This is a genomic window from Micromonospora psammae, assembly GCF_036902725.1.
In the GTDB taxonomy this organism is placed as follows: Bacteria; Actinomycetota; Actinomycetes; order Mycobacteriales; family Micromonosporaceae; genus Micromonospora.
Window position 1 is genome coordinate 100,360 of record NZ_JBAKHM010000016.1, and the last position, 26,105, is coordinate 126,464.

At 68.8% G+C, this 26,105-nt stretch carries 30 protein-coding genes; all 30 read right to left on the bottom strand.

Annotated elements, in window-relative coordinates; genetic code table 11:
• Window positions 1-15: 15 nt before the first annotated feature.
• The gene (rpsH, locus tag V6U79_RS19525) at window positions 16-423 is read right to left on the bottom strand and encodes a 30S ribosomal protein S8 (protein WP_334528493.1); all 408 of its coding nucleotides are present in this window, start codon (window positions 421-423) and stop codon (window positions 16-18) included.
• Window positions 424-541: 118 nt separating this feature from the next.
• Complete coding sequence (locus V6U79_RS19530; protein ID WP_007465272.1) at window positions 542-727, bottom strand: type Z 30S ribosomal protein S14; 186 nt, start codon at window positions 725-727, stop codon at window positions 542-544.
• A gap of 1 nt (window position 728) precedes the next feature.
• Entirely contained in the window at window positions 729-1,298 is a 570-nt protein-coding gene (gene rplE / locus V6U79_RS19535) for a 50S ribosomal protein L5 (protein ID WP_334528495.1), read from the bottom strand.
• Window positions 1,298-1,618, bottom strand: a complete 321-nt coding sequence (rplX, locus tag V6U79_RS19540; protein WP_334528496.1) for a 50S ribosomal protein L24 — start codon at window positions 1,616-1,618, stop codon at window positions 1,298-1,300. The genes rplE and rplX overlap by 1 nt, the downstream gene beginning before the upstream one ends.
• Window positions 1,615-1,983, bottom strand: coding sequence for a 50S ribosomal protein L14 (rplN, locus tag V6U79_RS19545; RefSeq protein WP_007073026.1), 369 nt, complete (start codon window positions 1,981-1,983; stop codon window positions 1,615-1,617). Before rplN ends, rplX begins: the two co-directional genes overlap by 4 nt.
• 100 nt (window positions 1,984-2,083) lie before the next feature.
• On the bottom strand, window positions 2,084-2,359 hold the full coding sequence (rpsQ, locus tag V6U79_RS19550; RefSeq protein ID WP_091608855.1) for a 30S ribosomal protein S17: 276 nt from the start codon (window positions 2,357-2,359) through the stop codon (window positions 2,084-2,086).
• On the bottom strand, window positions 2,356-2,592 hold the full coding sequence (gene rpmC, locus V6U79_RS19555) for a 50S ribosomal protein L29 (RefSeq protein WP_013288628.1): 237 nt from the start codon (window positions 2,590-2,592) through the stop codon (window positions 2,356-2,358). The genes rpsQ and rpmC overlap by 4 nt, the downstream gene beginning before the upstream one ends.
• A complete protein-coding gene (gene rplP / locus V6U79_RS19560; RefSeq protein WP_007465292.1) occupies window positions 2,592-3,017 on the bottom strand; it encodes a 50S ribosomal protein L16 in 426 nt (141 codons plus the stop codon). The genes rpmC and rplP overlap by 1 nt, the downstream gene beginning before the upstream one ends.
• Window positions 3,018-3,020: 3 nt before the next feature.
• A complete protein-coding gene (gene rpsC / locus V6U79_RS19565) occupies window positions 3,021-3,890 on the bottom strand; it encodes a 30S ribosomal protein S3 (RefSeq protein ID WP_088960256.1) in 870 nt (289 codons plus the stop codon).
• Window positions 3,890-4,348 (bottom strand): 50S ribosomal protein L22, encoded by a 459-nt coding sequence (gene rplV / locus V6U79_RS19570; protein ID WP_334528503.1) that lies wholly within the window; start codon window positions 4,346-4,348, stop codon window positions 3,890-3,892. Before rplV ends, rpsC begins: the two co-directional genes overlap by 1 nt.
• Window positions 4,349-4,388: 40 nt before the next feature.
• Window positions 4,389-4,670, bottom strand: a complete 282-nt coding sequence (gene rpsS, locus V6U79_RS19575) for a 30S ribosomal protein S19 (RefSeq protein WP_088647003.1) — start codon at window positions 4,668-4,670, stop codon at window positions 4,389-4,391.
• Between the two features lie 12 nt (window positions 4,671-4,682).
• Entirely contained in the window at window positions 4,683-5,522 is an 840-nt protein-coding gene (rplB, locus tag V6U79_RS19580) for a 50S ribosomal protein L2 (protein ID WP_334528506.1), read from the bottom strand.
• Between the two features lie 12 nt (window positions 5,523-5,534).
• Entirely contained in the window at window positions 5,535-5,837 is a 303-nt protein-coding gene (gene rplW, locus V6U79_RS19585) for a 50S ribosomal protein L23 (protein ID WP_334528509.1), read from the bottom strand.
• Complete coding sequence (gene rplD / locus V6U79_RS19590; protein WP_334528511.1) at window positions 5,834-6,484, bottom strand: 50S ribosomal protein L4; 651 nt, start codon at window positions 6,482-6,484, stop codon at window positions 5,834-5,836. The genes rplW and rplD overlap by 4 nt, the downstream gene beginning before the upstream one ends.
• Window positions 6,481-7,146 (bottom strand): 50S ribosomal protein L3, encoded by a 666-nt coding sequence (gene rplC, locus V6U79_RS19595; RefSeq protein WP_334528513.1) that lies wholly within the window; start codon window positions 7,144-7,146, stop codon window positions 6,481-6,483. The genes rplD and rplC overlap by 4 nt, the downstream gene beginning before the upstream one ends.
• An 11-nt stretch (window positions 7,147-7,157) precedes the next feature.
• Window positions 7,158-7,466, bottom strand: coding sequence for a 30S ribosomal protein S10 (gene rpsJ, locus V6U79_RS19600; protein ID WP_007073037.1), 309 nt, complete (start codon window positions 7,464-7,466; stop codon window positions 7,158-7,160).
• 354 nt (window positions 7,467-7,820) lie between these two features.
• Entirely contained in the window at window positions 7,821-9,014 is a 1,194-nt protein-coding gene (gene tuf, locus V6U79_RS19605; RefSeq protein WP_334528517.1) for an elongation factor Tu, read from the bottom strand.
• 222 nt (window positions 9,015-9,236) lie between these two features.
• A complete protein-coding gene (gene fusA / locus V6U79_RS19610) occupies window positions 9,237-11,333 on the bottom strand; it encodes an elongation factor G (protein WP_334528520.1) in 2,097 nt (698 codons plus the stop codon).
• A 75-nt stretch (window positions 11,334-11,408) separates the two neighbouring features.
• Window positions 11,409-11,879 carry a 30S ribosomal protein S7 gene (rpsG, locus tag V6U79_RS19615; RefSeq protein ID WP_088647009.1) on the bottom strand — a complete coding sequence of 157 codons (471 nt, stop codon included), beginning with the start codon at window positions 11,877-11,879 and terminating at the stop codon, window positions 11,409-11,411.
• A 1-nt stretch (window position 11,880) separates the two neighbouring features.
• Window positions 11,881-12,255 (bottom strand): 30S ribosomal protein S12, encoded by a 375-nt coding sequence (gene rpsL, locus V6U79_RS19620; RefSeq protein ID WP_007465318.1) that lies wholly within the window; start codon window positions 12,253-12,255, stop codon window positions 11,881-11,883.
• Window positions 12,256-12,721: 466 nt separating this feature from the next.
• On the bottom strand, window positions 12,722-13,147 hold the full coding sequence (locus tag V6U79_RS19625; protein ID WP_334528625.1) for a hypothetical protein: 426 nt from the start codon (window positions 13,145-13,147) through the stop codon (window positions 12,722-12,724).
• Window positions 13,148-13,424: 277 nt separating this feature from the next.
• Window positions 13,425-13,793, bottom strand: a complete 369-nt coding sequence (locus tag V6U79_RS19630) for a hypothetical protein (protein ID WP_334528525.1) — start codon at window positions 13,791-13,793, stop codon at window positions 13,425-13,427.
• Between the two features lie 95 nt (window positions 13,794-13,888).
• The gene (locus V6U79_RS19635) at window positions 13,889-17,776 is read right to left on the bottom strand and encodes a DNA-directed RNA polymerase subunit beta' (RefSeq protein WP_334528528.1); all 3,888 of its coding nucleotides are present in this window, start codon (window positions 17,774-17,776) and stop codon (window positions 13,889-13,891) included.
• Between the two features lie 81 nt (window positions 17,777-17,857).
• A complete protein-coding gene (gene rpoB / locus V6U79_RS19640) occupies window positions 17,858-21,289 on the bottom strand; it encodes a DNA-directed RNA polymerase subunit beta (protein ID WP_334528531.1) in 3,432 nt (1,143 codons plus the stop codon).
• A gap of 577 nt (window positions 21,290-21,866) precedes the next feature.
• The gene (rplL, locus tag V6U79_RS19645; RefSeq protein ID WP_334528534.1) at window positions 21,867-22,256 is read right to left on the bottom strand and encodes a 50S ribosomal protein L7/L12; all 390 of its coding nucleotides are present in this window, start codon (window positions 22,254-22,256) and stop codon (window positions 21,867-21,869) included.
• Between the two features lie 54 nt (window positions 22,257-22,310).
• On the bottom strand, window positions 22,311-22,856 hold the full coding sequence (gene rplJ, locus V6U79_RS19650; protein ID WP_334528537.1) for a 50S ribosomal protein L10: 546 nt from the start codon (window positions 22,854-22,856) through the stop codon (window positions 22,311-22,313).
• A gap of 319 nt (window positions 22,857-23,175) precedes the next feature.
• On the bottom strand, window positions 23,176-23,865 hold the full coding sequence (locus V6U79_RS19655) for a hypothetical protein (RefSeq protein ID WP_334615386.1): 690 nt from the start codon (window positions 23,863-23,865) through the stop codon (window positions 23,176-23,178).
• The gene (locus V6U79_RS19660) at window positions 23,862-24,749 is read right to left on the bottom strand and encodes an ATP-binding cassette domain-containing protein (protein ID WP_334615388.1); all 888 of its coding nucleotides are present in this window, start codon (window positions 24,747-24,749) and stop codon (window positions 23,862-23,864) included. Before V6U79_RS19660 ends, V6U79_RS19655 begins: the two co-directional genes overlap by 4 nt.
• Window positions 24,750-24,828: 79 nt before the next feature.
• Complete coding sequence (gene rplA, locus V6U79_RS19665) at window positions 24,829-25,545, bottom strand: 50S ribosomal protein L1 (protein ID WP_334528546.1); 717 nt, start codon at window positions 25,543-25,545, stop codon at window positions 24,829-24,831.
• Between the two features lie 83 nt (window positions 25,546-25,628).
• Window positions 25,629-26,060: a 50S ribosomal protein L11 gene (rplK, locus tag V6U79_RS19670; protein WP_250791726.1), complete on the bottom strand. Its 432-nt coding sequence runs from the start codon at window positions 26,058-26,060 to the stop codon at window positions 25,629-25,631.
• Window positions 26,061-26,105: the final 45 nt, after the last annotated feature.

Sequence of the window (26,105 nt, forward strand, 5' to 3'; positions counted from 1 at the left end):
TCTACCTGTCTCCCGTTACCAGACGAAGGCGAGGACTTCCCCGCCAACGCTCCGCTTGCGGGCCTGCCGGTCGGTGAGCAGCCCCTGGGACGTCGAAATGATCGCCACGCCCAGCCCACCGAGCACCCGCGGGAGCTCGTCCGACTTGGCGTAAACCCGGAGACCGGGCTTGGACACGCGCTTGATGCCGGCCAGGCTCCGCTCGCGGTTCTGGCCGTACTTCAGCTCGACGACCAGTCGCTTGCCGACGGCGCCCTCCTCGGGCTCCTCGGCCGCCCAGGTGGCGATGTAGCCCTCGGCCTTCAGGACCTCGGCGATGTTCGCCTTGATCTTGGAGTAGGGCATCGTCACCCGGTCGTGGTACGCCTGGTTGGCGTTACGCAGACGCGTGAGCATGTCTGCGATCGGGTCGGTCATCGTCATGGATTTCGTCAGCCTTTCTCGCCGGGGTTCCCGGGGCGATGCGCCCCGGGCCTACGGCGAAGAGCAATACATGATCGGTGCAACGGGGCCCCGGCCGTGAGCCGGGGCGTGGTCGCCCTTACCAGGAAGCCTTGGACACGCCCGGCAGCTCACCGCGGTGGGCCATCTCCCGGATGCACACCCGGCAGAGACCGAACTTGCGGTAGACCGCCTTCGGACGCCCGCACCGCTGGCAGCGGGTGTACGCGCGAACCGAGAACTTCGGCTTCGCGGCCGCCTTGATGATCAGCGCCTTCTTGGCCATCTCAGTTCTCCTTGAACGGGAAGCCCAGGAGCTTGAGCAGCGCCCGGCCCTCGTCGTCGGTCGTGGCGGTCGTGACCACCGTGATGTCCATGCCCCGCTGACGATCGATCCGGTCCTGGTCGATCTCGTGGAACACCGACTGCTCGGTCAGACCGAACGTGTAGTTGCCGTGACCGTCGAGCTTGCGCCCGTCGAGACCGCGGAAGTCGCGGATACGCGGCAACGCGATCGACAGCAGCCGGTCCAGGAACTCCCACATCCGGTCGCCGCGCAGGGTCACCTTCGCACCGATCGGCATGCCCTCACGCAGCTTGAACTGCGCGATGGACTTGGTCGCCCGCCGCACCTGCGGCTTCTGGCCGGTGATCGTGGCGAGGTCGCGGACCGCGCCGTCGATCAGCTTGGCGTCGCGAGCGGCCTCGCCGACACCCATGTTGACGACGATCTTGACCAGCCGCGGAACCTGCATGGGGTTCGCGAAGCTGTGCTGCTCCCGCAGCTGCGCCACGATCTCGTTACGGTACCGCTCCTTGAGGCGCGGCATGGTCTTGGTTTCGGTAGCCGTGGTCATCACAGGTCCTTACCGGTGCTACGCGCGATGCGGACCTTCTGGCCATTGTCGTCGATCCGGTACCCGACGCGGGTCGGCTTACCGTCGGAGTCCAGGACCTGCACGTTGGAAACGTGGATCGGGGCCTCCTGGGTGACGATGCCACCGGTCTTGGCGCCACGCTGGGTGGTGCTGATGCGGGTGTGCTTCTTGACCCGGTTCACGCCCTCGACCAGGACCTTGTCCTGCCGCGGGTAGGCCGCGATGACCTTGCCCGTGGCACCCTTGTCCTTGCCGGCGATGACGACGACCGTGTCGCCCTTCTTGACCTTCACGGTCACAACACCTCCGGCGCGAGGGAAATAATCTTCATGAACCGCTTGTCCCGCAGCTCCCGGCCCACCGGGCCGAAGATGCGGGTACCGCGCGGGTCCCCACCGTCCTTGATGATGACGGCGGCGTTCTCGTCGAAGCGGATGTACGAGCCGTCCGGCCGCCGCTTCTCCTTGGCGGTGCGGACGACGACCGCCTTGACGACGTCGCCCTTCTTCACACCGGCACCCGGGATCGCGTCCTTGACCGTGGCCACGATGACGTCGCCGATGCTCGCGTAGCGCCGACCGGAGCCACCGAGAACCCGGATGCACAGGATCTCCCGGGCACCCGTGTTGTCGGCGACGCGCAGTCGCGACTCCTGCTGAATCACGTCTATCTCCTATGTCTGCCGGTTCTCCGGCCGCCCTCACGGGCGGCCGGAGCCTGGCGGAACCTGCGCCCGACAGACGCCGGGCGAGCTCGAGCCTTCGCTACTTGGCCTTTTCCAGGATCTCCACGATCCGCCAACGCTTGGTGGCGGACAGCGGCCGGGTCTCCATGATCAGGACCCGGTCGCCGATGCCGGCGGCGTTCTGCTCGTCGTGGACCTTCAGCTTGCTGGTCCGGCGCATGATCTTGCCGTACAGCGCGTGCTTGACCCGGTCCTCGACCTCGACCACGACGGTCTTTTCCATCTTGTCGCTGACCACGAGGCCCTCACGCACCTTACGGCGGGCCCGCGCGGTGGCGGTGGTGTTCTCGCTCATGATGCAGTCACCTCAGTCGGCGCGGCCGAGAGACCCAGCTCGCGCTCACGCATGATCGTGTAGATCCGGGCGATCTCCCGACGGATGACCTGCAGCCGCCGGTTGTTGTCCAGCTGCCCGGTTGCGGCCTGCACGCGGAGGTTGAACAGCTCCGCCTTGGCCTCGCGCAGCTTCGTGACCAGCTCCTCCTCGGAGAGCTCACGCAGCTCGGAAGGCTTGACGCCAGCTGCCATCAGGATTCACCCACTTCGCGCGTAACAATGCGGCACTTCATCGGGAGCTTGTGGATCGCGCGACGCATCGCCTCTCGCGCGATCTGCTCGTTGGGGAAGGACATCTCGAAGAGAACCCGCCCCGGCTTGACGTTGGCGACCCACCACTCGGGCGAACCCTTACCGGAACCCATCCGGGTCTCGGCCGGCTTCTTGGTCAGCGCCTGGTCCGGGAAGATCGTGATCCAGACCTTGCCACCACGCTTGATGTGGCGGGTCATCGCGATACGCGCCGACTCGATCTGGCGGTTCGTCACGTACGCCGGCTCGAGAGCCTGGATCCCGAACTCGCCGAACACCACCCGGTTACCACCCTTGGACGCGCCACTGCGGTCCGGGTGGTGCGGCTTGCGGAAGCCCTTCGGGGGCTTGCGCGGCATCAGCATCTGTCAGCCCTCCTGCTGCGTTTCTGCCGGAGCAGCCGCGGCCGAGGCGACAGCAGCGCTGTCGATCGGCTCGCCGCTCGGCGTCTCGGCCTGCTGAGCGATGGTGGTCGCAGCAGCCCGGCCGGCCTCGGTGCCGCCGGCGGTCGTGCCGGACGAACCCGACCGGCCACGGCGCGGCCGCTCGGGGCGGTCGCCGCGGTCACGGCGCGGGCGGGACGGACCGGCCTCGGCCGGAGCCTCCCGGCCCGGGACGGCGTCGCCCTTGTAGATCCAGACCTTCACGCCGATGCGGCCGAAGGTGGTACGGGCCTCGAAGAAGCCGTACTCGATGTTGGCCCGCAGCGTGTGCAGCGGGACCCGACCCTCGCGGTAGAACTCCGTGCGGCTCATCTCGGCGCCGCCGAGGCGACCCGAGACCTGGACGCGGATGCCCTTGCAGACCGGGTTCTTCATGGCCGACTGCATGGCCTTGCGCATCGCCCGACGGAAGCTGACCCGGCTGGAGAGCTGCTCGGCAACGCCCTGGGCGACCAGCTGCGCGTCCGACTCGGGGTTCTTCACCTCGATGATGTTCAGCTGCACCTGCTTGCCGGTGAGCTTCTCCAGCTCGCCGCGGATCCGGTCGGCCTCCGCACCCTTACGGCCGATGACGATGCCCGGCCGGGCGGTGTGGATGTCGACGCGGACCCGGTCCCGGGTGCGCTCGATGTCGACCTTGGAGATGCCGGCGCGCTCGAGGCCCTTGGACATCATGCGGCGGATCTTGACATCCTCGCCGATGTAGTCCTTGTAGAGCTTGTCCGCGAACCAGCGGGACTTCCAGTCGGTCGAGATGCCGAGCCGGAATCCAGTGGGGTGAACCTTCTGACCCATTACTCGGCGCCCTCCGTCTTGCTCTCCGTCTCAGCGGCCTCGGCCTGCTTCGCCGGGGCGGCCTTCTTCGCCGCGGACTTCTTCGGCGCGGCCGGCGCGACCGCCTCGACCGCCACGGTGATGTGGCAGGTGCGCTTGCGGATCCGGTACGCCCGGCCCTGCGCCCGCGGCCGGAACCGCTTCATGGTCGGGCCCTCGTCGACGAACGCCTCACTGACGAGCAGCGCGTCGGGGTCCAGCCGCTCGTTGTTCTCCGCGTTGGCGATCGCGCTCGCGAGCACCTTGTACACCTGCTCGCTCGCAGCCTGCGGCGCGAACTGCAGCACCGTGAGCGCCTCCTTCGCGGGCAGGCCGCGGACGAGGTTGACCACCCGGCGCGCCTTCATCGGCGAGATGCGCACGTGCCGCGCAACCGCCCGCGCGCCCGGAAGCACCGGAGCGTCGCCCTTTCCTGGCATCGCTGTAACCCCTTGTTCCTCTATCCGTATGCCCGCGGCGTCAGCGCCGACGGCTCTTCCGGTCGTCCTTCTCGTGACCCTTGAACGTGCGGGTCAGCGCGAACTCGCCGAGCTTGTGCCCGACCATCGCCTCGGTCACGAACACCGGGACGTGCTTGCGTCCGTCGTGCACGGCGATCGTGTGACCCAGCATCTCCGGGATGATCGTCGAGCGCCGCGACCAGGTCTTGATGACGTTCTTCGAGCCCTTGTCGTTCTGCGTCTCCACCTTCTTGAGCAGGTGGTCGTCGATGAACGGGCCCTTCTTCAGGCTGCGAGGCATGTCTTATCTCCCTCAGCCGCGCTTACGCGTGGCGTAGCGGCGGCGGACGATCAGCCGGTCACTCGGCTGGCCCTTACGACGGGTGCGGCCCTCGGGCTTACCCTGCGGGTTGACCGGGTGGCGACCACCGGAGGTCTTGCCCTCACCACCACCGTGCGGGTGGTCGACCGGGTTCATCGCGACACCACGGACGGTCGGGCGCTTGCCCTTCCACCGCATCCGGCCGGCCTTGCCCCAGTTGATGTTCGACTGGTCGGCGTTGCCGATCTCGCCGACGCTGGCGCGGCAGCGCACGTCGACCCGCCGGATCTCGCCGGACGGCATGCGGAGGGTCGCGTACACGCCCTCCCGGCCGAGCAGCTGGATGCCGACGCCGGCCGAGCGGGCCAGCTTGGCGCCGCCACCCGGACGGAGCTCCACGTTGTGGATCGTGGTACCGACCGGGATGTTGCGCAGCGGCAGGTTGTTGCCCGGCTTGATGTCCGCGCCCGGACCCGACTCGACGCGGTCGCCCTGCTTCAGGTCCTTCGGCGCGATGATGTAGCGCTTCTCGCCGTCGGCGTAGTGCAGCAGCGCGATGCGCGCGGTGCGGTTCGGGTCGTACTCGATGTGCGCGACCTTCGCCGGGATGCCGTCCTTGTCGACCCGCTTGAAGTCGATGAGGCGGTACTGGCGCTTGTGGCCGCCACCGTGGTGCCGGGTGGTGATCCGGCCGTGGGCGTTGCGTCCGCCCTTCTTCGGCAGCGGAGCCAGCAGCGACTTCTCCGGCGTCGACCGGGTGATCTCGGCGAAGTCGGCGACGCTGGAGCCACGCCGGCCCGGCGTCGTCGGCTTGTACTTACGGATAGCCATTGTCTACACCCCTCAGCTGACCGGGCCGCCGAAGGCCTCGATACGGTCACCGTCAGCCAGCTTGACGATCGCCCGCTTGGTCGCCTTGCGCTGACCGAAGCCGGTCTTGGTGCGCTTGCGCTTGCCCTCGCGGTTGAGCGTGTTGACCGTCAGAACGCGGACGTTGAAGATCTGCTGTACAGCGATCTTGATCTCGGTCTTGTTCGCGTCCGGGTGCACCAGGAAGGTGTACCAGTTCCGGTTCAGCTCGCTGTAGCTCTTCTCCGAGACGACCGGCGCGAAGATGATGTCGCGCGGATCGGCGATCGTGCTCACTTGCCACCCTCCTCGGTGGTCTCGGCGGGAACGCCCAGGAACTCGTCCAGGGCCTCCTTGGTGAAGACCACGTCGTCGGCCACCAGCACGTCGTACGTGTTGAGCTGGCCGGCCTCGATCAGGTGCACCCGCGGCTCGTTACGCAGCGACACCCAGTTCAGCTCGTCGGTGCTGCTCAGCACGACCAGGACCCGACGGGCCTCGGTCAGCTTCGCCAGCGTGGCCAGCGCGGCCTTGGTCGACGGCTTCTCGCCCGAGACGAACGCCTCGACGACGTGCACCTGGCCGGCGCGAGCCCGGTCGGAGAGGGCGCCACGCAGGGCGGCGGCCTTCATCTTCTTCGGGGTGCGCTGGCTGTAGTCGCGCGGGACCGGGCCGTGCACCACGCCACCGCCGGCGAACTGCGGCGCGCGGATCGAGCCCTGCCGGGCACGACCGGTGCCCTTCTGCTTGTACGGCTTCTTGCCGCCACCGGCGACCTCGCCGCGGGTCTTGACCTTGTGGGTGCCCTGCCGGGCCGCCGCGAGCTGGGCCACCACGACCTGGTGCATCAGCGCGACGTTGGCCTGGACGTCGAAGATGTCGGCGGGCAGCTCGACGGAGCCGCTCTTGCCGCCTTCGACGGTGAGGACGTCAACGGTGGTCACTTGGCCGCACCGCCCTTCTTCGCCTTGGTCTTGGCCGCGGTACGGACCAGGACCAGCGCGCCCTTGGGGCCGGGAATGGCGCCACGGACGAGCAGGAGGTTGTTCTCGGTGTCGATCGCCTGGACGGTCAGGTTCTGGACGGTGTAGCGGACGCCACCCATCCGACCGGCCATCCGGACGCCCTTGAAGACGCGACCCGGGGTCGACGCTCCACCGATGGAGCCGGGCGAGCGGTGCTTGCGCTCGACACCGTGGCTGGCGCGCAGACCGTGGAAGCCGTGCCGCTTCATGACGCCGGCGAAGCCCTTGCCCTTGGTCTTGCCGGTGACGTCGATGGTGACGCCGGCCGGGAACTCCTCGACCGTGACCTCCTGGCCCAGCGAGTAGTCCGCGGCGTCCGCGGTGCGCAGCTCGACGATGTGCCGGCGCGGCGCCACGTCCGCCTTCGCGTAGTGCCCGCTGATCGGCTTCTTGACCTTGCGCGGGTCGATCGTGCCGTAGGCGAGCTGGACCGCGGAGTAACCGTCCTTCTCGGCGCTACGAACCTGGCTGACGACGCACGGGCCGGCCTGAACCACGGTCACCGGGACAACACGGTTGTTGTCCCAGACCTGGGTCATGCCGAGCTTTGCGCCCAGGATCCCCTTGACTTGCCTGTCCATTTGTCCGGTCCCTACAGCTTGATCTCGATGTCGACGCCAGCCGGCAGGTCGAGGCGCATGAGCGAGTCGACCGTCTTCGGGGTCGGGTCGATGATGTCGATCAGCCGCTTGTGCGTGCGCATCTCGAAGTGCTCGCGCGAGTCCTTGTACTTGTGCGGCGAGCGGATAACGCAGAAACGGTTGATCTCCGTGGGCAGCGGCACCGGGCCCGCGACCTGCGCCCCGGTACGCGTCACCGTCTCGACGATCTTCCGAGCCGAGGAGTCGACGACCTCGTGGTCATAGGCCTTGAGCCGGATGCGGATCTTCTGTCCCGCCATGGTGGCTTCTGTTCCTTCTCTCGATGCCGCTGTGTTGCGGGCGCCTGTACCGGCTGGCACAGGCCCACTTCGCCGACCCCCGCGGTCGGGCGTGTCGCGCCCTCGGGTCAGGCTCCGCCCCGGGACTCCGGAGCGATTCTCAGACCTCGCGGTGGGTCTAGACGCCGATCGCATCACAGCGATCTGGACGCCGTGCGAGGGTGGTTGACCGCCAGGGGCGATCAACCACCCTACGCGCGACTGTTGGCCTCCCGGAGGTCCAGCATTTCACCGGACGCAGGTGACTAACCGTCGTTACGCAACCTGACTAGTATGCCGCACTACCGGCGGCAACGCTAATCGGGGTTACCTAGCTCACTTGATGATCTTGGTGACGCGACCAGCGCCGACCGTACGACCACCCTCGCGGATCGCGAACTTGAGGTTCTCCTCCATGGCGATGGGCTGGATCAGCTTCACCGTCATGGTGGTGTTGTCGCCCGGCATGACCATCTCGGTGCCCTCGGGCAGCGTGACGACGCCGGTGACGTCCGTGGTCCGGAAGTAGAACTGCGGACGGTAGTTCTGGAAGAACGGGGTGTGCCGGCCGCCCTCCTCCTTGGAGAGGATGTAGACGGTCGCCTCGAACTCCGTGTGCGGGGTCGTGGTGCCCGGCTTGACGACCACCATGCCGCGCTCGACGTCCTCGCGCTTGATGCCACGCAGCAGCAGACCGACGTTCTCGCCCGCGCGGGCCTCGTCGAGCAGCTTGCGGAACATCTCGATGCCGGTGCAGACCGTCTTCTGCGACTTCTCGCGGATACCGACGATCTCCACCTCCTCGTTCGGCTTGAGGATGCCGCGCTCGGCGCGACCGGTGACGACGGTGCCACGACCGGTGATCGTGAAGACGTCCTCGATCGGCATGAGGAACGGCTTCTCGGTCTCGCGCTCCGGCTGCGGGATCGCGGTGTCGACCGCGGTCATCAGGTCCAGGAGCTTGCCGGTCCACTCGGGGTCACCCTCGAGGGCCTTCAGCGCCGAGACCCGGACGACCGGCAGGTCGTCACCCGGGTACTCCTGCGAGGAGAGCAGCTCGCGCACCTCGAGCTCGACGAGCTCCAGGAGCTCCTCGTCGTCGACCATGTCGCTCTTGTTGAGCGCCACGACGATGTACGGCACACCGACCTGACGGGCCAGCAGCACGTGCTCGCGGGTCTGCGGCATCGGGCCGTCGGTCGCCGCCACCACCAGGATCGCGCCGTCCATCTGCGCGGCACCGGTGATCATGTTCTTGATGTAGTCGGCGTGACCGGGGCAGTCGACGTGCGCGTAGTGACGCGCCTCGGTCTGGTACTCGACGTGCGCGATCGAGATCGTGATGCCGCGGGCCTTCTCCTCCGGCGCCTTGTCGATCTCGTCGAACGGCGTGTACGGGTTCAGGTCCGGGAACTGGTCGTGCAGGACCTTGGTGATGGCCGCCGTCAGCGTCGTCTTACCGTGGTCGATGTGACCAATGGTGCCGATGTTGACGTGCGGCTTAGTCCGCTCGAACTTCGCCTTCGCCACTGGTGTCCTCCTGTGGACTTCTTGGTTCGTTCGCCCCGGCGCGCCGGACGGCGCTTAGGACTCTGTCGACAGCCTTTCCGGCCTGACGGCCGGAGAGCTTTGGTGGGTTCTGCGGCGATGAAGCCTACAGGCCCGGTCTCACACAACCCGACCGAGGTGGCCGCGGGCGGGGATTCCCTCCCGCGACCGGCCCCGGATCATCGGATCAAACTCAGATGAGCGTCACTCACCCGTCGCCTTGGCGATGATCTCCTTCGCCACGCTCTGCGGAACCTCGGCGTAGGAGTCGAACTGCATGCTGTAGCTAGCCCGGCCCTGGGTCTTCGACCGCAGGTCGCCGACGTAGCCGAACATCTCCGACAGCGGCACCAGAGCCCGGACGATGCGAGCGCCGCTGCGCTCCTCCATCGCCTGGATGATGCCCCGCCGGGAGTTGAGGTCGCCGATGACGTCACCCATGTTCTCCTCAGGAGTGGTGACTTCAACGGCCATCATCGGCTCGAGGAGCGCGGGGTCGGCCTTGCGGGCCGCCTCCTTCATCACCATCGAGCCGGCGATCTTGAATGCCATTTCCGACGAGTCGACCTCGTGGTACTGGCCGTCCAGCAGCGTCAGCTTGACACCCACCAGCGGGAAGCCGGCGAGAATGCCGTACTGCATCGCGTCCTGCGCACCCGCGTCCACCGACGGGATGAACTCCCGGGGGATACGACCACCGGTGACGGCGTTCGCGAACTCGTAGGTCGGCGACTCGTTGTCCAGCGGCAGCGGCTCGATGCTCACGATGACGCGGGCGTACTGGCCGGAACCACCGGTCTGCTTCTTGTGGGTGTACTCGATCTTCTCCACCTTGCGGCGGATCGTCTCGCGGTACGCCACCTGCGGCTTACCGATGTTCGCCTCGACGTTGAACTCGCGGCGCATCCGGTCGACCAGGATGTCCAGGTGCAGCTCGCCCATGCCGGAGATGACCGTCTGGCCGGTCTCCTCGTCCAGCTTGACGCGGAAGGTGGGGTCCTCCTCGGCCAGCCGCTGGATGGCGGTGCTGAGCTTCTCCTGGTCGGCCTTGGTCTTCGGCTCGATGGCGACCTCGATGACCGGCTCCGGGAAGGTCATCGACTCCAGGATGACCGGGTTCGCCGGGTCGCACAGGGTGTCACCGGTGGTGGTCTGCTTGAGACCCTGCACCGCGATGATGTCGCCAGCCTGGGCCGAGCTGCGCTCTTCCCGCTTGTTGGCGTGCATCTGGTAGATCTTGCCGATCCGCTCCTTGCGGTCCTTGGTGGAGTTGACCACCTGGGTACCGGTCTCGACCACGCCGGAGTAGACCCGGACGTAGGTGAGCTTGCCGAGGTGCTTGTCGGTCTGGATCTTGAAGGCCAGGCCGGAGAAGGGCTCCGACTTGGACGGCTTCCGCTGCATCGGGGTCTCGCCGTCGGTGGCCGTACCCTCGATCGCCGGAACGTCCAGCGGCGACGGCAGGAAGTCGACGACGGCGTCGAGCATGGGCTGCACGCCCTTGTTCTTGAACGCCGAGCCGCAGAGCACCGGGTTGGCCTTGCTGGCGATGGTGGCCCGACGGATGGCGGCCTTGATCTCCTCGACGGAGATCTCGTCGCCCTCCAGGTACTTCTCCATCACCGCGTCGTCGACGTCGGCCAGGGTCTCCATCAGCTTCTCGCGCCACTCGGCCGCGGAGTCGGCCAGCTCGGCCGGGATCTCCTCGATCGCGTAGTCCTCACCCTTCTGGGTCTCCCCGCGCCAGGTGAGGGCGCGCATGCCGATCAGGTCGACGACACCGATGTGGTCGCCCTCGAGGCCGATCGGGATCTGGAGCACCAGCGGGGTGGCGTTGAGCCGGTCGATCATCATCTGCACGCAGCGGAAGAAGTCGGCGCCGGTCCGGTCGAGCTTGTTGACGAAGCACATCCGCGGGACGTGGTACTTGTCGGCCTGACGCCAGACGTTCTCCGTCTGCGGCTCCACGCCGGCGACGCCGTCGTAGACCGCGACCGCACCATCCAGCACCCGCAGCGACCGCTCGACCTCGACCGTGAAGTCGACGTGACCGGGCGTGTCGATGATCTGGATCGTGTGGCCCTTCCACTCACACTTGGTAGCAGCGGAGGTGATGGTGATACCACGCTCCTGCTCCTGCTCCATCCAGTCCATGACGGCAGCGCCCTCGTGGACCTCACCGATCTTGTACGTGATACCGGTGTAGAACAGGATCCGCTCGGTGGTCGTGGTCTTACCGGCATCGATGTGCGCCATGATGCCGATGTTGCGTACGTTGGCGAGCGCGTCTGCGGCGGCCACTTCAATCCCTACTTATCGTCGTCTCGACACAACTGGTGGCGGTTCCGGCGCCGGTCCGGCGCCGGAACCCGGGTGTTACCAGCGGTAGTGCGCGAAGGCCTTGTTGGACTCGGCCATCTTGTGCGTGTCCTCGCGCCGCTTGACGGCGGCACCCAGACCGTTGCTCGCGTCCAGCAGCTCGTTCATCAGCCGCTCGACCATGGTCTTCTCACGACGGGCCTTGGAGTAGGTCACCAGCCAGCGCAGACCGAGGGTGGTCGCGCGGGCCGGGCGGACCTCGACCGGCACCTGGTAGGTCGCGCCACCGACGCGGCGGCTGCGGACCTCGAGGGTCGGCTTGACGTTGTCCATCGCGCGCTTGAGCGTGACGACCGGGTCGGTGCCGCTCTTCTCGCGGCAGCCCTCCAGGGCCGCGTACACGATGCGCTCGGCGAGCTGGCGCTTGCCCCGCATCAGGATCTTGTTCACCAGCTGGGTGACCAACGGCGAGTTGTACACCGGGTCAGCGACCAGCGGCTTCCGCGGAGCGGGTCCCTTACGCGGCATGTCAGCTCTTCTCCTTCTTCGCGCCGTAACGGCTGCGCGCCTGCTTGCGGTTACGGACACCCTGGGTGTCCAGCGAACCGCGGACGATCTTGTAACGCACGCCGGGGAGGTCCTTCACCCGGCCGCCGCGGACGAGCACGATGGAGTGCTCCTGCAGGTTGTGACCGACGCCCGGGATGTAGGCGGTCACCTCGATCTGGCTGCTGAGCTTGACGCGAGCGACCTTGCGGAGCGCCGAGTTCGGCTTCTTGGGGGTGGTGGTGTACACGCGGGTGCACACACCGCGCCGCTGAGGACTGCCCTTCAGCGCCGGGGTCTTGGTCTTGGTCGTCTTGGCCTGGCGGCCCTTTCGGACCAGCTGCTGGATCGTGGGCACCGGGTTTCTCCGCTCCCTTCGGCCGCTTCCGCGGCCGCGCCGTCTGCTCGTTAGCCGCCCTGATGGTCGGCTCTCCTACATTCCGGCCAGGGCCACCTGGTGGAGGTCCCGGCACCCGCGGTCGGGCGTGTCGCCCAGCTCACGGTCCCGGCGCCATCGCTCGCGCGTGCACCGGATTTCTGTCACCGGCACGCGGTCGACCGCGCGCCGGGTCTTTGACTGTGTCGTGCTGTCGCGTGATCGTCGGTTGGCCGATCCCCGCGCACGCACGAGTTGCCCGGGCAGGCCCGGGCACAAGGGGAAAGAGTACCTACCACAACCTCACAGGTCAAAACGGAGTGGTCCGACGGATCTCACACCCGCCGGCCGACCGTGCCGTCCTGCCTGCTCACCCGCGATGGGCACCTACGGATCCAAGTGTACCGGCTTCTCCCCGGAGCGGCCCGTCGGCCCCGGTGGGACGCACTCACGCCAGTTGCAGTGCCAGCGCGAGCCCCAGGCCCAACAGGCTGAGCAGCAGACCCGCCGCGCCGCAGCTCATCCCCGCGGTGGCCAGCCCCTGGCCGGTGAACCGGACCGCCGGCGGCGGGGCCGCCCGACGGATCTGCCGGCGGGCCAGCAGGCCGGCGACCATCGCCGCCGCCCCGGCCAGGGCCCCCGGCACGGTGAACGCGCCCGCCGCCAGCGCTCCCCCGCCGTACTGCGCACCGCCGATGCCGAGGCAGAACACCAGCAGCGACACGAGGATGGAGACCACCCCGGCGACCAGCGCGCCCACGGCCGGGCCCGAGGTGACCGCCGGCACGTCCAGGTGGACCACCGCGAAGGGCGTACCCGGAACGGGGTCGACCCGCCGCGGCGGGCGGGGCGGCTCCTGCGGCGGTGGGGGCAGCGGGGCGTGCGGCCACCCGGCGGCCGGCGGGCGAACGGGGTACGCCGCCGGGGACGGACCGGGGTACGACGGCGCGGGATGGCCCCAGCCGCCCGGGCCGGACGTGCCGGCCTCCGGCAGACCCGAGGAACGCCCGCCCGGTTCACCTCCCGACGGCGGCGCCGGCTCCGTCACGGGGTCCTCCTGTCGAGAAGTCGGTCCACCGCCGCGCGACGGACACCGGTCAGGCTACCGCCGGCGGGCACCGGCGGCGCACGCGCGCACGATCACGGGACGCTCAGTCCACGTTCGGGGCGAAATCCCGCCCCAGCGGGGCCTCGGCCAGCCGGACCACACCGATCACCACGAGCGTCACCACGGCCACCGCGACGAGCCCCAGGCCGGCCCAGGCCAACCGCTCCCCCCGCCGCAGCCAGGCCGCGCCGGTGAGGAAACCACCCGAGGCGTACGCCTCACGCCGGGCCTGCCGGGCCAGCTGGAGCGCCACCGTCGCCGGCACCACCCCGCCGACGAAGATCCCGGTCAACGCCGCCATCAGGCCCAGGGCGAAGACGGCACGCGCCTTCGTCGCGCGGGCCGGATCGGGGTCGAGCGGGTGGCGTGGCGGCTGGTGCGCCACGGGCAGCGGCCCGGGAGCGGTCGTCATGCCCCCATCATGCCCGTCCGCGGCCGTCCGGGTCCGGTCCCCGGACGCGACGAGGCCCCCGGCAGGACGCCGGGGGCCTCGTCGTTCGGCACTGCTTAGCGGTACGACCCGAAGTCGAAGTCGTCCAGCGGAACCGCCTGGCCGCTGGCCGGCCCGAAGCCGTAGTCGGTCTCCGGGTAGCCGGTCATCGAGTAGACCTTGGCCTTCGCCTCCTCGGTCGGCTCGACCCGGACGTTGCGGTACTTGCTGATGCCGGTACCGGCCGGGATGAGCTTACCGATGATCACGTTCTCCTTGAGGCCGACCAGCGAGTCGCTGCGCGAGTTGATCGCCGCGTCGGTCAGCACCCGGGTGGTCTCCTGGAAGGAGGCCGCCGAGAGCCAGGAGTCGGTGGCCAGCGAGGCCTTGGTGATACCCATCAGCACCGGGCGACCGGCGGCGGGCTCGCCACCCTCGCCGACGAGCCGGCGGTTCTCCGACTCGAACAGCGCCCGGTCGACCAGCACACCCGGCAGGAACTCGGTCGAGCCGGAGTCGATGACCGTCACCCGCTTGAGCATCTGGCGGATGATGATCTCGATGTGCTTGTCGTGGATGAGCACACCCTGCGAGCGGTAGACCTCCTGGACCTCCTGGGTCAGGTGGACCTGGACCGCGCGCGGGCCGAGGATGCGCAGCAGCTCGTGCGGGTCGATGGTGCCCTCGGTGAGCTTCTCGCCGACCTCGACGTGGTCCCCGTCGTGGGTCCGCAGCTTGACCCGCTTGGAGATCTTGTCGTAGACGATCTCGTCGCTGCCGTCGTCCGGCACCACGATGATCTTGCGGGACCGCTCGCCGTCCTCGATCCGGACCCGGCCCGGGGTGTCGGCGATGGGCGCCTTGCCCTTCGGGATCCGGGCCTCGAAGATCTCCTGGACACGGGGCAGCCCCTGGGTGATGTCCTCACCCGCGACACCACCGGTGTGGAAGGTACGCATCGTCAGCTGCGTACCCGGCTCACCGATCGACTGGGCGGCGATGATGCCGACCGCCTCGCCGATGTCGACCGACTTGCCGGTCGGCAGCGAGCGGCCGTAGCAGGCCGCGCAGACGCCCAGCTTCGACTCGCAGGTGAGCACGCTGCGCACCCGGACCGTCTCCACCCCGGCGGCGACGATCTTGTCGACCAGGATCGAGTTGAGGTCCTGACCGCGCTGCGCCACCACGGTGCCGTCCGGCCCCTTGATGTCGTCGGCCAGGGTCCGGGCGTGCACGCTGGTCTCGGCGTGCGTGTGCACGACCAGCTTGCTGTCCAGTCGCTCGCCGATCTGCATCGGGATCGCCCGGTCGGTGCCGCAGTCCTCCTCGCGGATGATCACGTCCTGCGAGACGTCCACCAGACGACGGGTCAGGTAACCCGAGTCGGCGGTCCGCAGCGCGGTGTCCGCGAGACCCTTACGGGCACCGTGCGTGGAGATGAAGTACTCCAGCACGGACAGACCCTCCCGGTAGCTGGCCTTGATCGGCCGCGGGATGATCTCGCCCTTCGGGTTGGCCACCAGACCACGGATCGCCGCGATCTGCCGGAGCTGGAGCAGGTTACCGCGGGCACCCGAGTGGATCATCTTCCACAGCGGGTTCTCCTGCGGCAGCGCGGTGTCCATCTCCTTGGCGACCTCGTTGGTCGCCTTGGTCCAGATCTCGATGAGCTCGCCGCGACGCTCCTCGGCGGTCATCAGACCACGCTGGTACTGCTTGTCGATCTGGTCGGCGTCCTTCTCGTACTTCGCCAGGATCTCCCGCTTGCGCGGCGGCGCGATGACGTCCTCCATGCCGATGGTGACGCCGGACCAGGTGGCCCAGTGGAAGCCGGCCTCCTTGAGCCCGTCCAGGGTGGCCGCGAGGGCCACCTTCGGGAAGCGCTCGGCGAGGTCGTTGACGATCGCGGAGAGCTGGCCCTTGCGGATCTCGTAGTTCACGAAGCGGTAGCCCTGCGGCAGCGTCTCGTTGAACAGGACCCGGCCGAGCGTGGTCTCCACGGTCAGCGGCTCACCCTCGACCCAGCCCTCGGGCGCGACCCACGCCTCGGCGCCGGCGCCGTTGTCGACACCGACCACGCCGCGCAGCCGGATCTTGACCGGGGTCTGGAGGTGCAGCTCGCCGGCGTCGAACGCCATCCGCGCCTCGGCGTCCGAGCTGAACGCCCGGCCCTCGCCCTTGCCACCCGGGGTGAGGTGGGTGAGGTGGTAGAGACCGATGACCATGTCCTGGGTGGGCATGGTGACCGGCTTGCCGTCGGCCGGCTTGAGGATGTTGTTCGACGACAGCATCAGGATCCGCGCCTCGGCCTGGGCCTCGGCGGAGAGCGGCACGTGCACCGCCATCTGGTCACCGTCGAAGTCCGCGTTGAACGCGGTGCAGACCAGCGGGTGGATCTGGATGGCCTTGCCCTCGACCAGCTGCGGCTCGAAGGCCTGGATGCCCAGGCGGTGCAGGGTCGGCGCACGGTTGAGCAGCACCGGGTGCTCGCCGATGACCTCTTCCAGCACGTCCCACACGACCGGCCGCTGCCGCTCGACCATCCGCTTGGCGGACTTGATGTTCTGCGCGTGGTTGAGGTCGACCAGCCGCTTCATCACGAACGGCTTGAACAGCTCCAGCGCCATCTGCTTGGGCAGGCCGCACTGGTGCAGCTTCAGCTTCGGGCCGACCACGATGACCGAACGGCCGGAGTAGTCGACGCGCTTGCCGAGCAGGTTCTGGCGGAACCGACCCTGCTTGCCCTTGAGCATGTCCGACAGCGACTTCAACGGACGGTTACCCGGACCGGTGACCGGCCGGCCGCGACGGCCGTTGTCGAACAGCGCGTCGACGGCCTCCTGGAGCATCCGCTTCTCGTTGTTGACGATGATCTCGGGCGCGCCGAGGTCGATCAGCCGCTTGAGGCGGTTGTTCCGGTTGATCACGCGGCGGTACAGGTCGTTCAGGTCGGAGGTCGCGAAGCGGCCACCGTCGAGCTGCACCATCGGGCGCAGGTCCGGCGGGATGACCGGGACGCAGTCCAGCACCATGCCGAGCGGCGAGTTGCGGGTGTTCAGGAACGCCGCGACGACCTTGAGCCGCTTGAGCGCCCGGATCTTCCGCTGGCCCTTGCCGGAGCGGATGGTCTCGCGCAGGCTCTCGGCCTCGGCGTCGAGGTCCATGTTCTGGACCAGCGCCTTGATGGCCTCGGCGCCCATGCCGCCGGTGAAGTACTCGCCGAACCGGTCGCGCAGCTCGCGGTAGAGCAGCTCGTCGGTGACCAGCTGCTTCGGCTCCAGCTTGCGGAAGGTGTCGAGCACCTCGTCCAGACGGTCGATCTCGCGCTGGGCCCGGTCGCGGATCTGGCGCATCTCGCGCTCTCCGCCCTCCTTGACCTTGCGCCGGACGTCCGCCTTCGCGCCCTCGGCCTCCAGCTCGGCCAGGTCGGCCTCGAGCTTGGCGGCCCGCTTCTCGATCTCCGAGTCGCGGCTGTTCTCGGACTGCCGCTTCTCGGCCAGGATCTCGTTCTCGATGGTCGAGAGGTCACGGTGACGCGACTCGGCGTCCACGCTCGTCACGACGTACGAGGCGAAGTAGATGATCTTCTCGAGGTCCTTGGGGGCGAGGTCCAGCAGGTAGCCCAGCCGGCTCGGCACGCCCTTGAAGTACCAGATGTGGGTCACCGGAGCGGCGAGCTCGATGTGCCCCATCCGCTCACGACGGACCTTGGAACGGGTCACCTCGACGCCGCAGCGCTCACAGATGATGCCCTTGAAGCGGACGCGCTTGTACTTACCGCAGTAGCACTCCCAGTCCCGCTGCGGACCGAAGATCTTCTCGCAGAAGAGCCCGTCCTTTTCCGGCTTCAGGGTGCGGTAGTTGATCGTTTCAGGCTTCTTGACCTCGCCGTGCGACCACTGACGGATGTCGTCGGCGGTGGCGAGACCAATGCGCAGCTCGTCGAAGAAGTTGACGTCGAGCACTATGTCCCCTATGTCGTCGTCTGTACTGCTTAGCTAGCGGGTGGGGTCGGAGGCCGGCGAGCCGGCCTCCGACCGCTCACCTCAGACCTCTTCGACCGAGCTCGGCTCGCGCCGGGACAGGTCGATGCCCAGCTCCTCCGCGGCCCGGAACACCTCGTCGTCGGTCTCGCGCATCTCCAGGGCCACACCGTCGCTGGAGAGCACCTCGACGTTGAGGCACAGCGACTGCAGCTCCTTGAGCAGCACCTTGAACGACTCCGGGATGCCCGGCTCGGGGATGTTCTCGCCCTTGACGATCGCCTCGTAGACCTTGACCCGGCCCAGGACGTCGTCGGACTTGATCGTCAGCAGCTCCTGCAGGGCGTAGGCGGCGCCGTACGCCTGCATCGCCCAGCACTCCATCTCACCGAAGCGCTGACCACCGAACTGCGCCTTACCACCCAGCGGCTGCTGCGTGATCATCGAGTACGGGCCGGTCGACCGGGCGTGGATCTTGTCGTCGACCAGGTGGTTGAGCTTCAGGATGTAGATGTAGCCGACCGCGATCGGGTCCGGCAGCGGCTCACCGGAACGACCGTCGAACAGCTGCGCCTTGCCGGAGGAACCGATCAGCTGCTTGCCGTCCCGGTTGGGCAGGGTCGACGAGAGCAGACCGGAGATCTCCTCCTCGCGGGCACCGTCGAAGACCGGCGTGGCCACGTTGGTGTCCGGCTCGGACTCGTGCGCGTCGATCGAGCGGAGCTGACGCTTCCAGTCGGCGTCGTCGCCGTCGACCTGCCAACCGGTCTTGGCCACCCACCCGAGGTGGGTCTCCAGCACCTGGCCGATGTTCATCCGGCTCGGCACACCCAGCGGGTTGAGCACGATGTCGACCGGGGTGCCGTCCTCCAGGAACGGCATGTCCTCGACCGGCAGGATCTTGGAGATGACGCCCTTGTTGCCGTGCCGGCCCGCGAGCTTGTCACCGTCCTGGATCTTGCGCTTCTGGGCGACGTAGACCCGGACCAGCTCGTTGACGCCCGGGGGCAGCTCGTCGCCGTCCTCGCGGGAGAAGGTACGCACGCCGATGACCGTGCCGGTCTCGCCGTGCGGCACCTTCAGCGAGGTGTCCCGGACCTCACGCGCCTTCTCACCGAAGATCGCGCGGAGCAGCCGCTCCTCCGGGGTCAGCTCGGTCTCGCCCTTCGGCGTGACCTTGCCGACCAGGATGTCGCCGGGGACGACCTCGGCGCCGATCCGGATGATGCCGCGCTCGTCGAGGTCGGCGAGCATCTCCTCGCTGACGTTCGGGATGTCGCGGGTGATCTCCTCCGGGCCGAGCTTGGTGTCCCGGGCGTCGACCTCGTGCTCCTCGATGTGGATCGAGGTGAGCACGTCCTGCTGCACGAGGCGCTGCGACAGGATGATCGCGTCCTCGTAGTTGTGGCCCTCCCAGCACATGAACGCCACGAGCAGGTTGCGCCCGAGCGCCATCTCGCCCTCGTCGGTGCACGGACCGTCGGCGATGACCTGACCGGCCTCGACGCGGTCGCCCTCGAAGACGACCGGCTTCTGGTTGACGCAGGAGCCGGCGTTGGAGCGGCGGAACTTGTGCAGCAGGTACGTCCGGCGGTGGCCGTCGTCCTGGTGGATCGTGATGTAGTCGGCGCAGAGGTCCTCGATGACACCGCCGACCTCGGCGACCACCACGTCACCGGCGTCGACCGCGGCGCGGTACTCCATGCCGGTACCCACCAGCGGCGCCTCGGCCTTGACCAGCGGCACCGCCTGGCGCTGCATGTTCGCGCCCATGAGCGCCCGGTTGGCGTCGTCGTGCTCGAGGAACGGGATCATCGCGGTCGCGACCGAGGTCATCTGCCGCGGCGAGACGTCCATGTAGTCGACGGCGCTGGGAACCACGTCCTCGGTCTCGCCGCCCTTACGGCGGCACAGGACCCGGTCCTCGGCGAAGGTGCCGTCCGCCTTCAGCGGCGCGTTGGCCTGCGCCTTGACGAACCGGTCCTCCTCGTCCGCGGTCAGGTAGTCGATCTGGTCGGTGACCCGACCGTCGACGACCTTCCGGTACGGCGTCTCGATGAAGCCGAACGGGTTGACCCGGGCGAAGGTGGAGAGCGCGCCGATCAGGCCGATGTTCGGGCCTTCCGGCGTCTCGATCGGGCACATCCGGCCGTAGTGGGACGGGTGCACGTCGCGGACCTCGAAGCCGGCCCGCTCCCGGGACAGACCACCCGGGCCGAGCGCGCTCAGCCGGCGCCGGTGGGTCAGGCCCGCCAGCGGGTTGGTCTGGTCCATGAACTGGGACAGCTGCGAGGTGCCGAAGAACTCCTTGATCGCCGCCACCACCGGGCGGATGTTGATCAGGGTCTGCGGCGTGATCGCCTCGACGTCCTGCGTGGTCATCCGCTCACGGACGACCCGCTCCATCCGGGACAGGCCGACGCGGACCTGGTTCTGGATGAGCTCGCCGACCGTGCGCAGGCGCCGGTTGCCGAAGTGGTCGATGTCGTCGGCCTCGTAGCCGTCCTCGCCGGCGTGCAGCCGGCAGAGGTACTCCACGGTGGCGACGATGTCGTCCTCGGTGAGCGTGCCCGTGGTGATCGGGACGTCCACCTCGAGCTTCTTGTTGAACTTGTACCGACCGACCTTGGCGACGTCGTACCGCTTCGGGTTGAAGAAGAGGTTGTCGAGCAGGGTCTGGGCGTTCTCACGGGTCGGCGGCTCGCCAGGGCGGAGCTTGCGGTAGATGTCGAGGAGCGCCTCGTCCTGGCCGGCGATGTGGTCCTTCTCGAGCGTGGTCATCATCAGCTCGGACCAGCCGAACCGCTCACGGATCTGCTCGGCCGACCATCCGATGGCCTTGAGCAGGACCGTGACGGCCTGCCGACGCTTGCGGTCGATGCGGACACCGACCGTGTCGCGCTTGTCGATGTCGAACTCCAGCCAGGCACCCCGGCTGGGGATGACCTTGACGCTGGAGAGGTCGCGGTCGGAGGTCTTGTCCGGCTGCTTGTCGAAGTAGACGCCCGGGGACCGGACGAGCTGGCTGACCACGACGCGCTCGGTGCCGTTGATGATGAAGGTGCCCTTCGGCGTCATCATCGGGAAGTCACCCATGAACACCGTCTGGCTCTTGATCTCGCCGGTGGTGTTGTTGGTGAACTCCGCGGTCACGAAGAGCGGGGCGCAGTAGGTCAGGTCCTTCTCCTTGCACTCCTCGATCGAGGCCTTGACCTCGTCGAAGCGCGGAGCCGAGAAGGAGAGCGACATGGTGCCGGAGAAGTCCTCAATGGGACTGATCTCGTCGAGGATCTCCGCGAGACCCGAGCGTGCGTGCGGGTCGTCCGCCGACCGGCCCTGCCAAGCCTCGTTGCCGACGAGCCAGTCGAAGGACTCGTTCTGAATGGCGAGGAGGTTGGGGACCTCGAGGTGTTCGGTGATCCTGCCGAAAGAAACTCGGCGGGGAGCGAAAGCGCTCGACGTACGACTGGTCTTCGCAGGGCGGGAAGCTGCCAAGATGCGTCCTTCCGAGGACCGGTGCTGCAGAACGGCTGGTACGCGTGCACTCCAATGACCCCACCAGAAATATCCGTAAACGGACATTTCCGAGCAGGGGTCAAGTCGGAAGGCAGCGCAAACTAGCAGTGTAGCCGAGAGGCTAACCGCTGTCCAGCCCACCCCGCAGGTCGTCGCGGAACGTGCCTCGGGACCCCTGGAAAACCGGGTCTACCGGGCCGCTCGGAACGCGTCGTTCCTGCCGGGCTGCTCGGGGGCCGCGACCATTGGTGCTGCCGCTGCCATTACCCAAGAGGTGGCCGTCGCAAGCGCGGAAGGTCTTGCTGGTGTCAGCGTGCCTGGGAGGCCCGTGCCGCGTCAAGGGCCTCCTGCCGGGTCGCCGTCGTCTTTCCCACCGACGAGCTACCACCGGGCACCACCGTGCGGCCGTACAACGGGCGCGGGACGCCCTGCTCACGCCGCTGCCGTCGGAGCCTGTCAACCACAGCGGGCGGTGATCCGTTCCCGGATCACCGCCCGCCGCGATGCGGTGTGCCCCGGCTCACGTGAGCCGGACGCGCGCCTGGTCGAACCTCAATTACTTGAGGGTGACCTTGGCGCCCTCGCCCTCGAGCTTGGCCTTGGCCTTGTCGGCGGTCTCCTTGTTGACCTTCTCCAGGATGGCCTTCGGCGCGGACTCGACCACGTCCTTGGCCTCCTTGAGGCCCAGGCCGGTCAGCTCACGCACGACCTTGATGACCTGGATCTTCTTGCCACCGTCGCTCTCGAGGACGACGTCGAACTCGTCCTTCTCGGCCTCCGGCTCGGCAGCGGCGCCGCCGCCACCCGGGCCGGCCATCATCATCGCGGCCGGGGCCGCAGCGGTGACCTCGAAGGTCTCCTCGAACTGCTTCACGAACTCGGAGAGCTCGATCAGCGTCATCTCCTTGAACGCGTCGAGGAGCTCGTCGGTGCTGAGCTTCGCCATGTCTGGCGTCCTTTCCTGAATCTGTTAGGTAAGAACTGGGTGCGCCGGGGGGCCTCAGGCCGCCTCGGCGCCCTCCTTCTCGCGCTTGTCCTGCAGGGCAGCCGCCAGACGGGCGGTCTTGGAGAGCGGAGCCTGGAACAGGGCCGCGGCCTTGCTCAGGTTGCCCTTCATGGCGCCGGCCAGCTTGGCCAGCAGCACCTCACGGGACTCCAGGTCGGCGAGCTTCGTGACCTCGGCCGCGGAAATGGCCTTGCCCTCGAAGACACCGCCCTTGATGACGAGCTTCGGGTTGGCCTTCGCGAAGTCACGAAGCCCCTTCGCCGCCTCGACGACGTCGCCCGAAACGAAAGTCAGCGCGGTAGGACCGGTGAACAGCTCGTCGAGGCCGGAGATGCCCGCCTCGGCCGCGGCACGCTTGGCCAGCGTGTTCTTCGCGACCGTGTAGGTGGTCTCCTTGCCGAGCGAGCGCCGCAGCTGGGTGAGCTGGGAAACCGTCAGACCACGGTACTCGGTGAGCACCGCAGCGCCCGCGTTGCGGAAGCTGTCGGTCAGCTCAGCGACGGCCGTGGCCTTGTCGGCCCGGATCGGCTTGTCCGCCATGTCCCTCCTCTCTCGTTGCTCGAGGCTGGTCGCCATCGACGAGCGGAATGCTCCTCGACGGCGGCGGAGGCAACACGACAACGAAAAAGCCCCGGCGCAGGGCGCACGGGGCGAGGGCCGGCACGATCACCATGGTCGGCGGACCACGGGAGGAGCCGAGTTACGCTTGCCGCCCTACGCGGGTCGCCCGTCGTCGCGGGACCTTCGACCGTGCCGGAGCACGGTGACCAGCGGTCTCTGGGTGGAACTACTTGACGAGGTTACGGGACGTGTCCCCATACCTCCAAATCGCCCCCGTGGTGGCCCCGGTCACGTCCGCTCAGGCGCGGCGTCGGCGCCACCACAGGTAGCCGGTCAGGGCCGCCCCGGCCCAGGCCGCCGCCCAGCCCGACAGGAGCAGCGCGGTGGACGCGGCCAGCGGCCCGGTGAGCGCCCGGGCGGTGGCCATCACCGGTGGCGCCGCCCAGGGGGCGACCGAGCCCGAGAGGCCGAGCACCAGGGCGCCGACCCCGCCGAGGGTCAGCACCGCCACGCCGTAGCCGGCGTTGCGGGTGACCGCCCTGCTGGCCAGTGCGCCCAGCGCCACCGCCGCCGGGAGCGCCAGCAGGTGGGCCCAGAGCCCCAGGGCCACCCCCGCCGCCACCGTCCGGTCCCCCGGCGCGACCGGGCCGGTCACCCCGCCGAGCAACCAGGGCAGGGCCAGCGCGACGGCCACCGTGCCGAGCCCGGCGAGCACCGCCGCGAGCAACCCCGCCACCCACTCCCGCGCCGGGCCGGCCAGCACCCGGGCCAACCGGCGCTGGGGGTCCGGCTCGACGTCCAGCAGGATCTTCGTCTGCCAGGCGAGCACCGGGAAGAGCACCACCGCGGAAACGCCGTACGCCTCCGCCGGCTGGGCCCGGCCGCCGCCGTACAGGACGCCGAGGGCGAGCAGGCCGGCCAGCACCGGCGCGAGCGCCCGGCCGGTACGCAGGAAGCCGGCCAGCCGCAGCCGGACCAGCGCGGTCACCGGTCCACCCCGTCGCCCTGCCCCGGTGCCCGGCCAGCCGGTCCGGCCGCCCCGCCGGCCTCACCCGGCACCCCGCCGGCGAGCCCGGCCCGGCCGTCGACCCGCCCCGGCGCCCCGTCCGCCGACCCGGACGTCCCGGCGGGGACGCGGCGGTCGTCGGGGCGTACCCCGAGGATCTGGTGGCCCTCGGCGCGCCACCGGGCGACGGTGCCCGCGACCCGCGCGGCGGGCACCGCGACCTCGACCACCGCCAACGGTTCCGCCCCGGCGGGCGGCTCCTCGGCCACCGCGCCGTCGGCGAGCCGCCAGTGCCGGGCGCCGGGGAGCCGCACGGTCTCCCCACGGTGATCGCTGACCAGGACCGACCCACCGGCGGCCAGCACCTCGTCGACCAGCTCCGGGACGAGTTCCCGGGCGGCGGCGTCCAGCCCCTCCCAGGGCTCGTCCAGCACCAGCAGGCCCGGCGTGCGGAGCATGGCCTGGGCGAGGCCGACCTTCTGAGCGGTGCCCTTGGAGAGCTCGGGCAGCCGGATCGCGCGGAACCGGGCCAGGCCCAGCCGGTCGGTCCAGTGCGCGACGGCCCGGTCGGCCTCGGCCCGGCCCAGGCCGGCGGCGCGCCCCATGCCGGTCAGGTACCGCTCCACGGTGAAGGGCTGGTCGGCGGGGAAACGCTCCGGCACCCAGCCGACCCGCCGCGGCCGGTCGGCCACCCGACCGCGATCCGGCCGGAGCACCCCCGCCGCGAGCTGGAGCAGGGTGGACTTGCCGACCCCGTTGCGGCCGAGCACGACCGCCACCTCACCCGGGTCGATCCGGGCCCGGACGGCCCGCAGCACCCACGGGCCGCGTCGGTGGTACCGGAGCCAGACGTCCTCCAGCCGCATGCCGGCCAGCCTGCCACAGCGGACAGACGGAAGGGGCCCCACCACGAGTCGTGGTGGGGCCCCTTCACGGGAGCGATGCTCAGGCCTCGGCCGAGCCCTCCTGGAGGTTCTTCACCACGTTCGGGTCGACCGGGACGCCCGGGCCCATGGTGGTGGTCAGGGTGACCTTCTTGAGGTACTTGCCCTTGGCCGCGGACGGCTTGGCGCGGAGCACCTCGTCGAGGACCGCGGCGTAGTTGTCGATCAGCTGGTTCTCGGAGAACGAGGACTTGCCGATGATCAGGTGCAGGTTGGAGTGCTTGTCCACCCGGAAGGTGATCTTGCCGCCCTTGATGTCCGAGACGGCCTTGGTGACGTCCATGGTCACCGTGCCGGTCTTCGGGTTCGGCATCAGGCCGCGCGGGCCCAGGATCCGCGCGATCCGGCCGATCTTGGCCATCTGGTCGGGGGTGGCGATCGCCGCGTCGAAGTCCAGCCAGCCACCCTGGATCCGGGCGACGAGCTCGTCGGTGCCCACCTCGTCCGCACCCGCCGCGGCGGCCTCCTCGGCCTTCGCGCCGGCGGCGAAGACGATCACGCGGGCGGTCTTACCGGTGCCGTGCGGCAGGTTGACCGTGCCGCGGACCATCTGGTCCGCCTTGCGGGGGTCGACGCCGAGGCGCATCGCGACCTCGACCGTGGCGTCGAACTTGGCGGTGGTGGTCTCCTTGGCGATCTTGACCGCCTCGGCGGGGGTGTACAGCTTCGCCCGGTCGATGACCTCGGCGGCCTTGCGGTAGCTCTTGCTGCGCTGCATTTTCGGGTTACTCCTGTGGTCTATGGCGGGCCGCGACGAACGCGCGCCCTCCCACGAACTGATCTGGTGAGTGGTCGACGACGTCAGTCGTTGACGACGATGCCCATCGACCGGGCGGTGCCTGCGATGATCTTCTCGGCCTGGTCGAGGTCGTTGGCGTTGAGGTCGACCATCTTCTTCTCGGCGATCTCACGCACCTGGGCGCGGGTGACGGAGCCGACCTTCTGGCTCTGCGGCACACCGGAGCCCTTCTCGACGCCGGCAGCCTTGATCAGCAGCCGGGCGGCGGGCGGGGTCTTCAGCACGAAGGTGAAGCTGCGGTCCTCGTAGACGCTGATCTCGGCCGGGACGATGTCGCCCCGCTGAGCCTCGGTCTGCGCGTTGTAGGACTTGCAGAACTCCATGATGTTGACGCCGTGCTGACCCAGCGCGGGGCCGACCGGCGGGGCCGGCGTGGCCTGGCCCGCCTTCAGCTGAAGCGTGAACGTCTTGACGAGCTTCTTCTTCGGAGGCATGTCTCTTCCTGGGGCTTGGAACTGGGAAAGGTGCTCACCGTCGCC

Bases quoted from the DNA above. Each gene is read 5' to 3' on its own strand.
- rpsH (WP_334528493.1), bottom strand. From the start codon at position 423: ATGACGATGACCGACCCGATCGCAGACATGCTCACGCGTCTGCGTAAC.
- rplJ (WP_334528537.1), bottom strand. From the start codon at position 22,856: ATGGCGGACAAGCCGATCCGGGCCGACAAGGCCACGGCCGTCGCTGAG.
- rpsJ (WP_007073037.1), bottom strand. From the start codon at position 7,466: ATGGCGGGACAGAAGATCCGCATCCGGCTCAAGGCCTATGACCACGAG.
- rplP (WP_007465292.1), bottom strand. From the start codon at position 3,017: ATGCTGATGCCGCGCAAGCCCCCGAAGGGCTTCCGCAAGCCGCACCAC.
- V6U79_RS19630 (WP_334528525.1), bottom strand. From the start codon at position 13,793: ATGACGACCGCTCCCGGGCCGCTGCCCGTGGCGCACCAGCCGCCACGC.
- rpsQ (WP_091608855.1), bottom strand. From the start codon at position 2,359: ATGAGCGAGAACACCACCGCCACCGCGCGGGCCCGCCGTAAGGTGCGT.
- rplE (WP_334528495.1), bottom strand. From the start codon at position 1,298: ATGACCACGGCTACCGAAACCAAGACCATGCCGCGCCTCAAGGAGCGG.
- rplK (WP_250791726.1), bottom strand. From the start codon at position 26,060: ATGCCTCCGAAGAAGAAGCTCGTCAAGACGTTCACGCTTCAGCTGAAG.
- V6U79_RS19660 (WP_334615388.1), bottom strand. From the start codon at position 24,749: ATGCGGCTGGAGGACGTCTGGCTCCGGTACCACCGACGCGGCCCGTGG.
- rplL (WP_334528534.1), bottom strand. From the start codon at position 22,256: ATGGCGAAGCTCAGCACCGACGAGCTCCTCGACGCGTTCAAGGAGATG.
- rplB (WP_334528506.1), bottom strand. From the start codon at position 5,522: ATGGCTATCCGTAAGTACAAGCCGACGACGCCGGGCCGGCGTGGCTCC.
- rplV (WP_334528503.1), bottom strand. From the start codon at position 4,348: ATGCCAGGAAAGGGCGACGCTCCGGTGCTTCCGGGCGCGCGGGCGGTT.
- rplC (WP_334528513.1), bottom strand. From the start codon at position 7,146: ATGGACAGGCAAGTCAAGGGGATCCTGGGCGCAAAGCTCGGCATGACC.
- V6U79_RS19530 (WP_007465272.1), bottom strand. From the start codon at position 727: ATGGCCAAGAAGGCGCTGATCATCAAGGCGGCCGCGAAGCCGAAGTTC.
- rpsG (WP_088647009.1), bottom strand. From the start codon at position 11,879: ATGCCGCGTAAGGGACCCGCTCCGCGGAAGCCGCTGGTCGCTGACCCG.
- rpsS (WP_088647003.1), bottom strand. From the start codon at position 4,670: ATGCCTCGCAGCCTGAAGAAGGGCCCGTTCATCGACGACCACCTGCTC.
- rpsC (WP_088960256.1), bottom strand. From the start codon at position 3,890: ATGGGTCAGAAGGTTCACCCCACTGGATTCCGGCTCGGCATCTCGACC.
- rpmC (WP_013288628.1), bottom strand. From the start codon at position 2,592: ATGGCAGCTGGCGTCAAGCCTTCCGAGCTGCGTGAGCTCTCCGAGGAG.
- rplA (WP_334528546.1), bottom strand. From the start codon at position 25,545: ATGCAGCGCAGCAAGAGCTACCGCAAGGCCGCCGAGGTCATCGACCGG.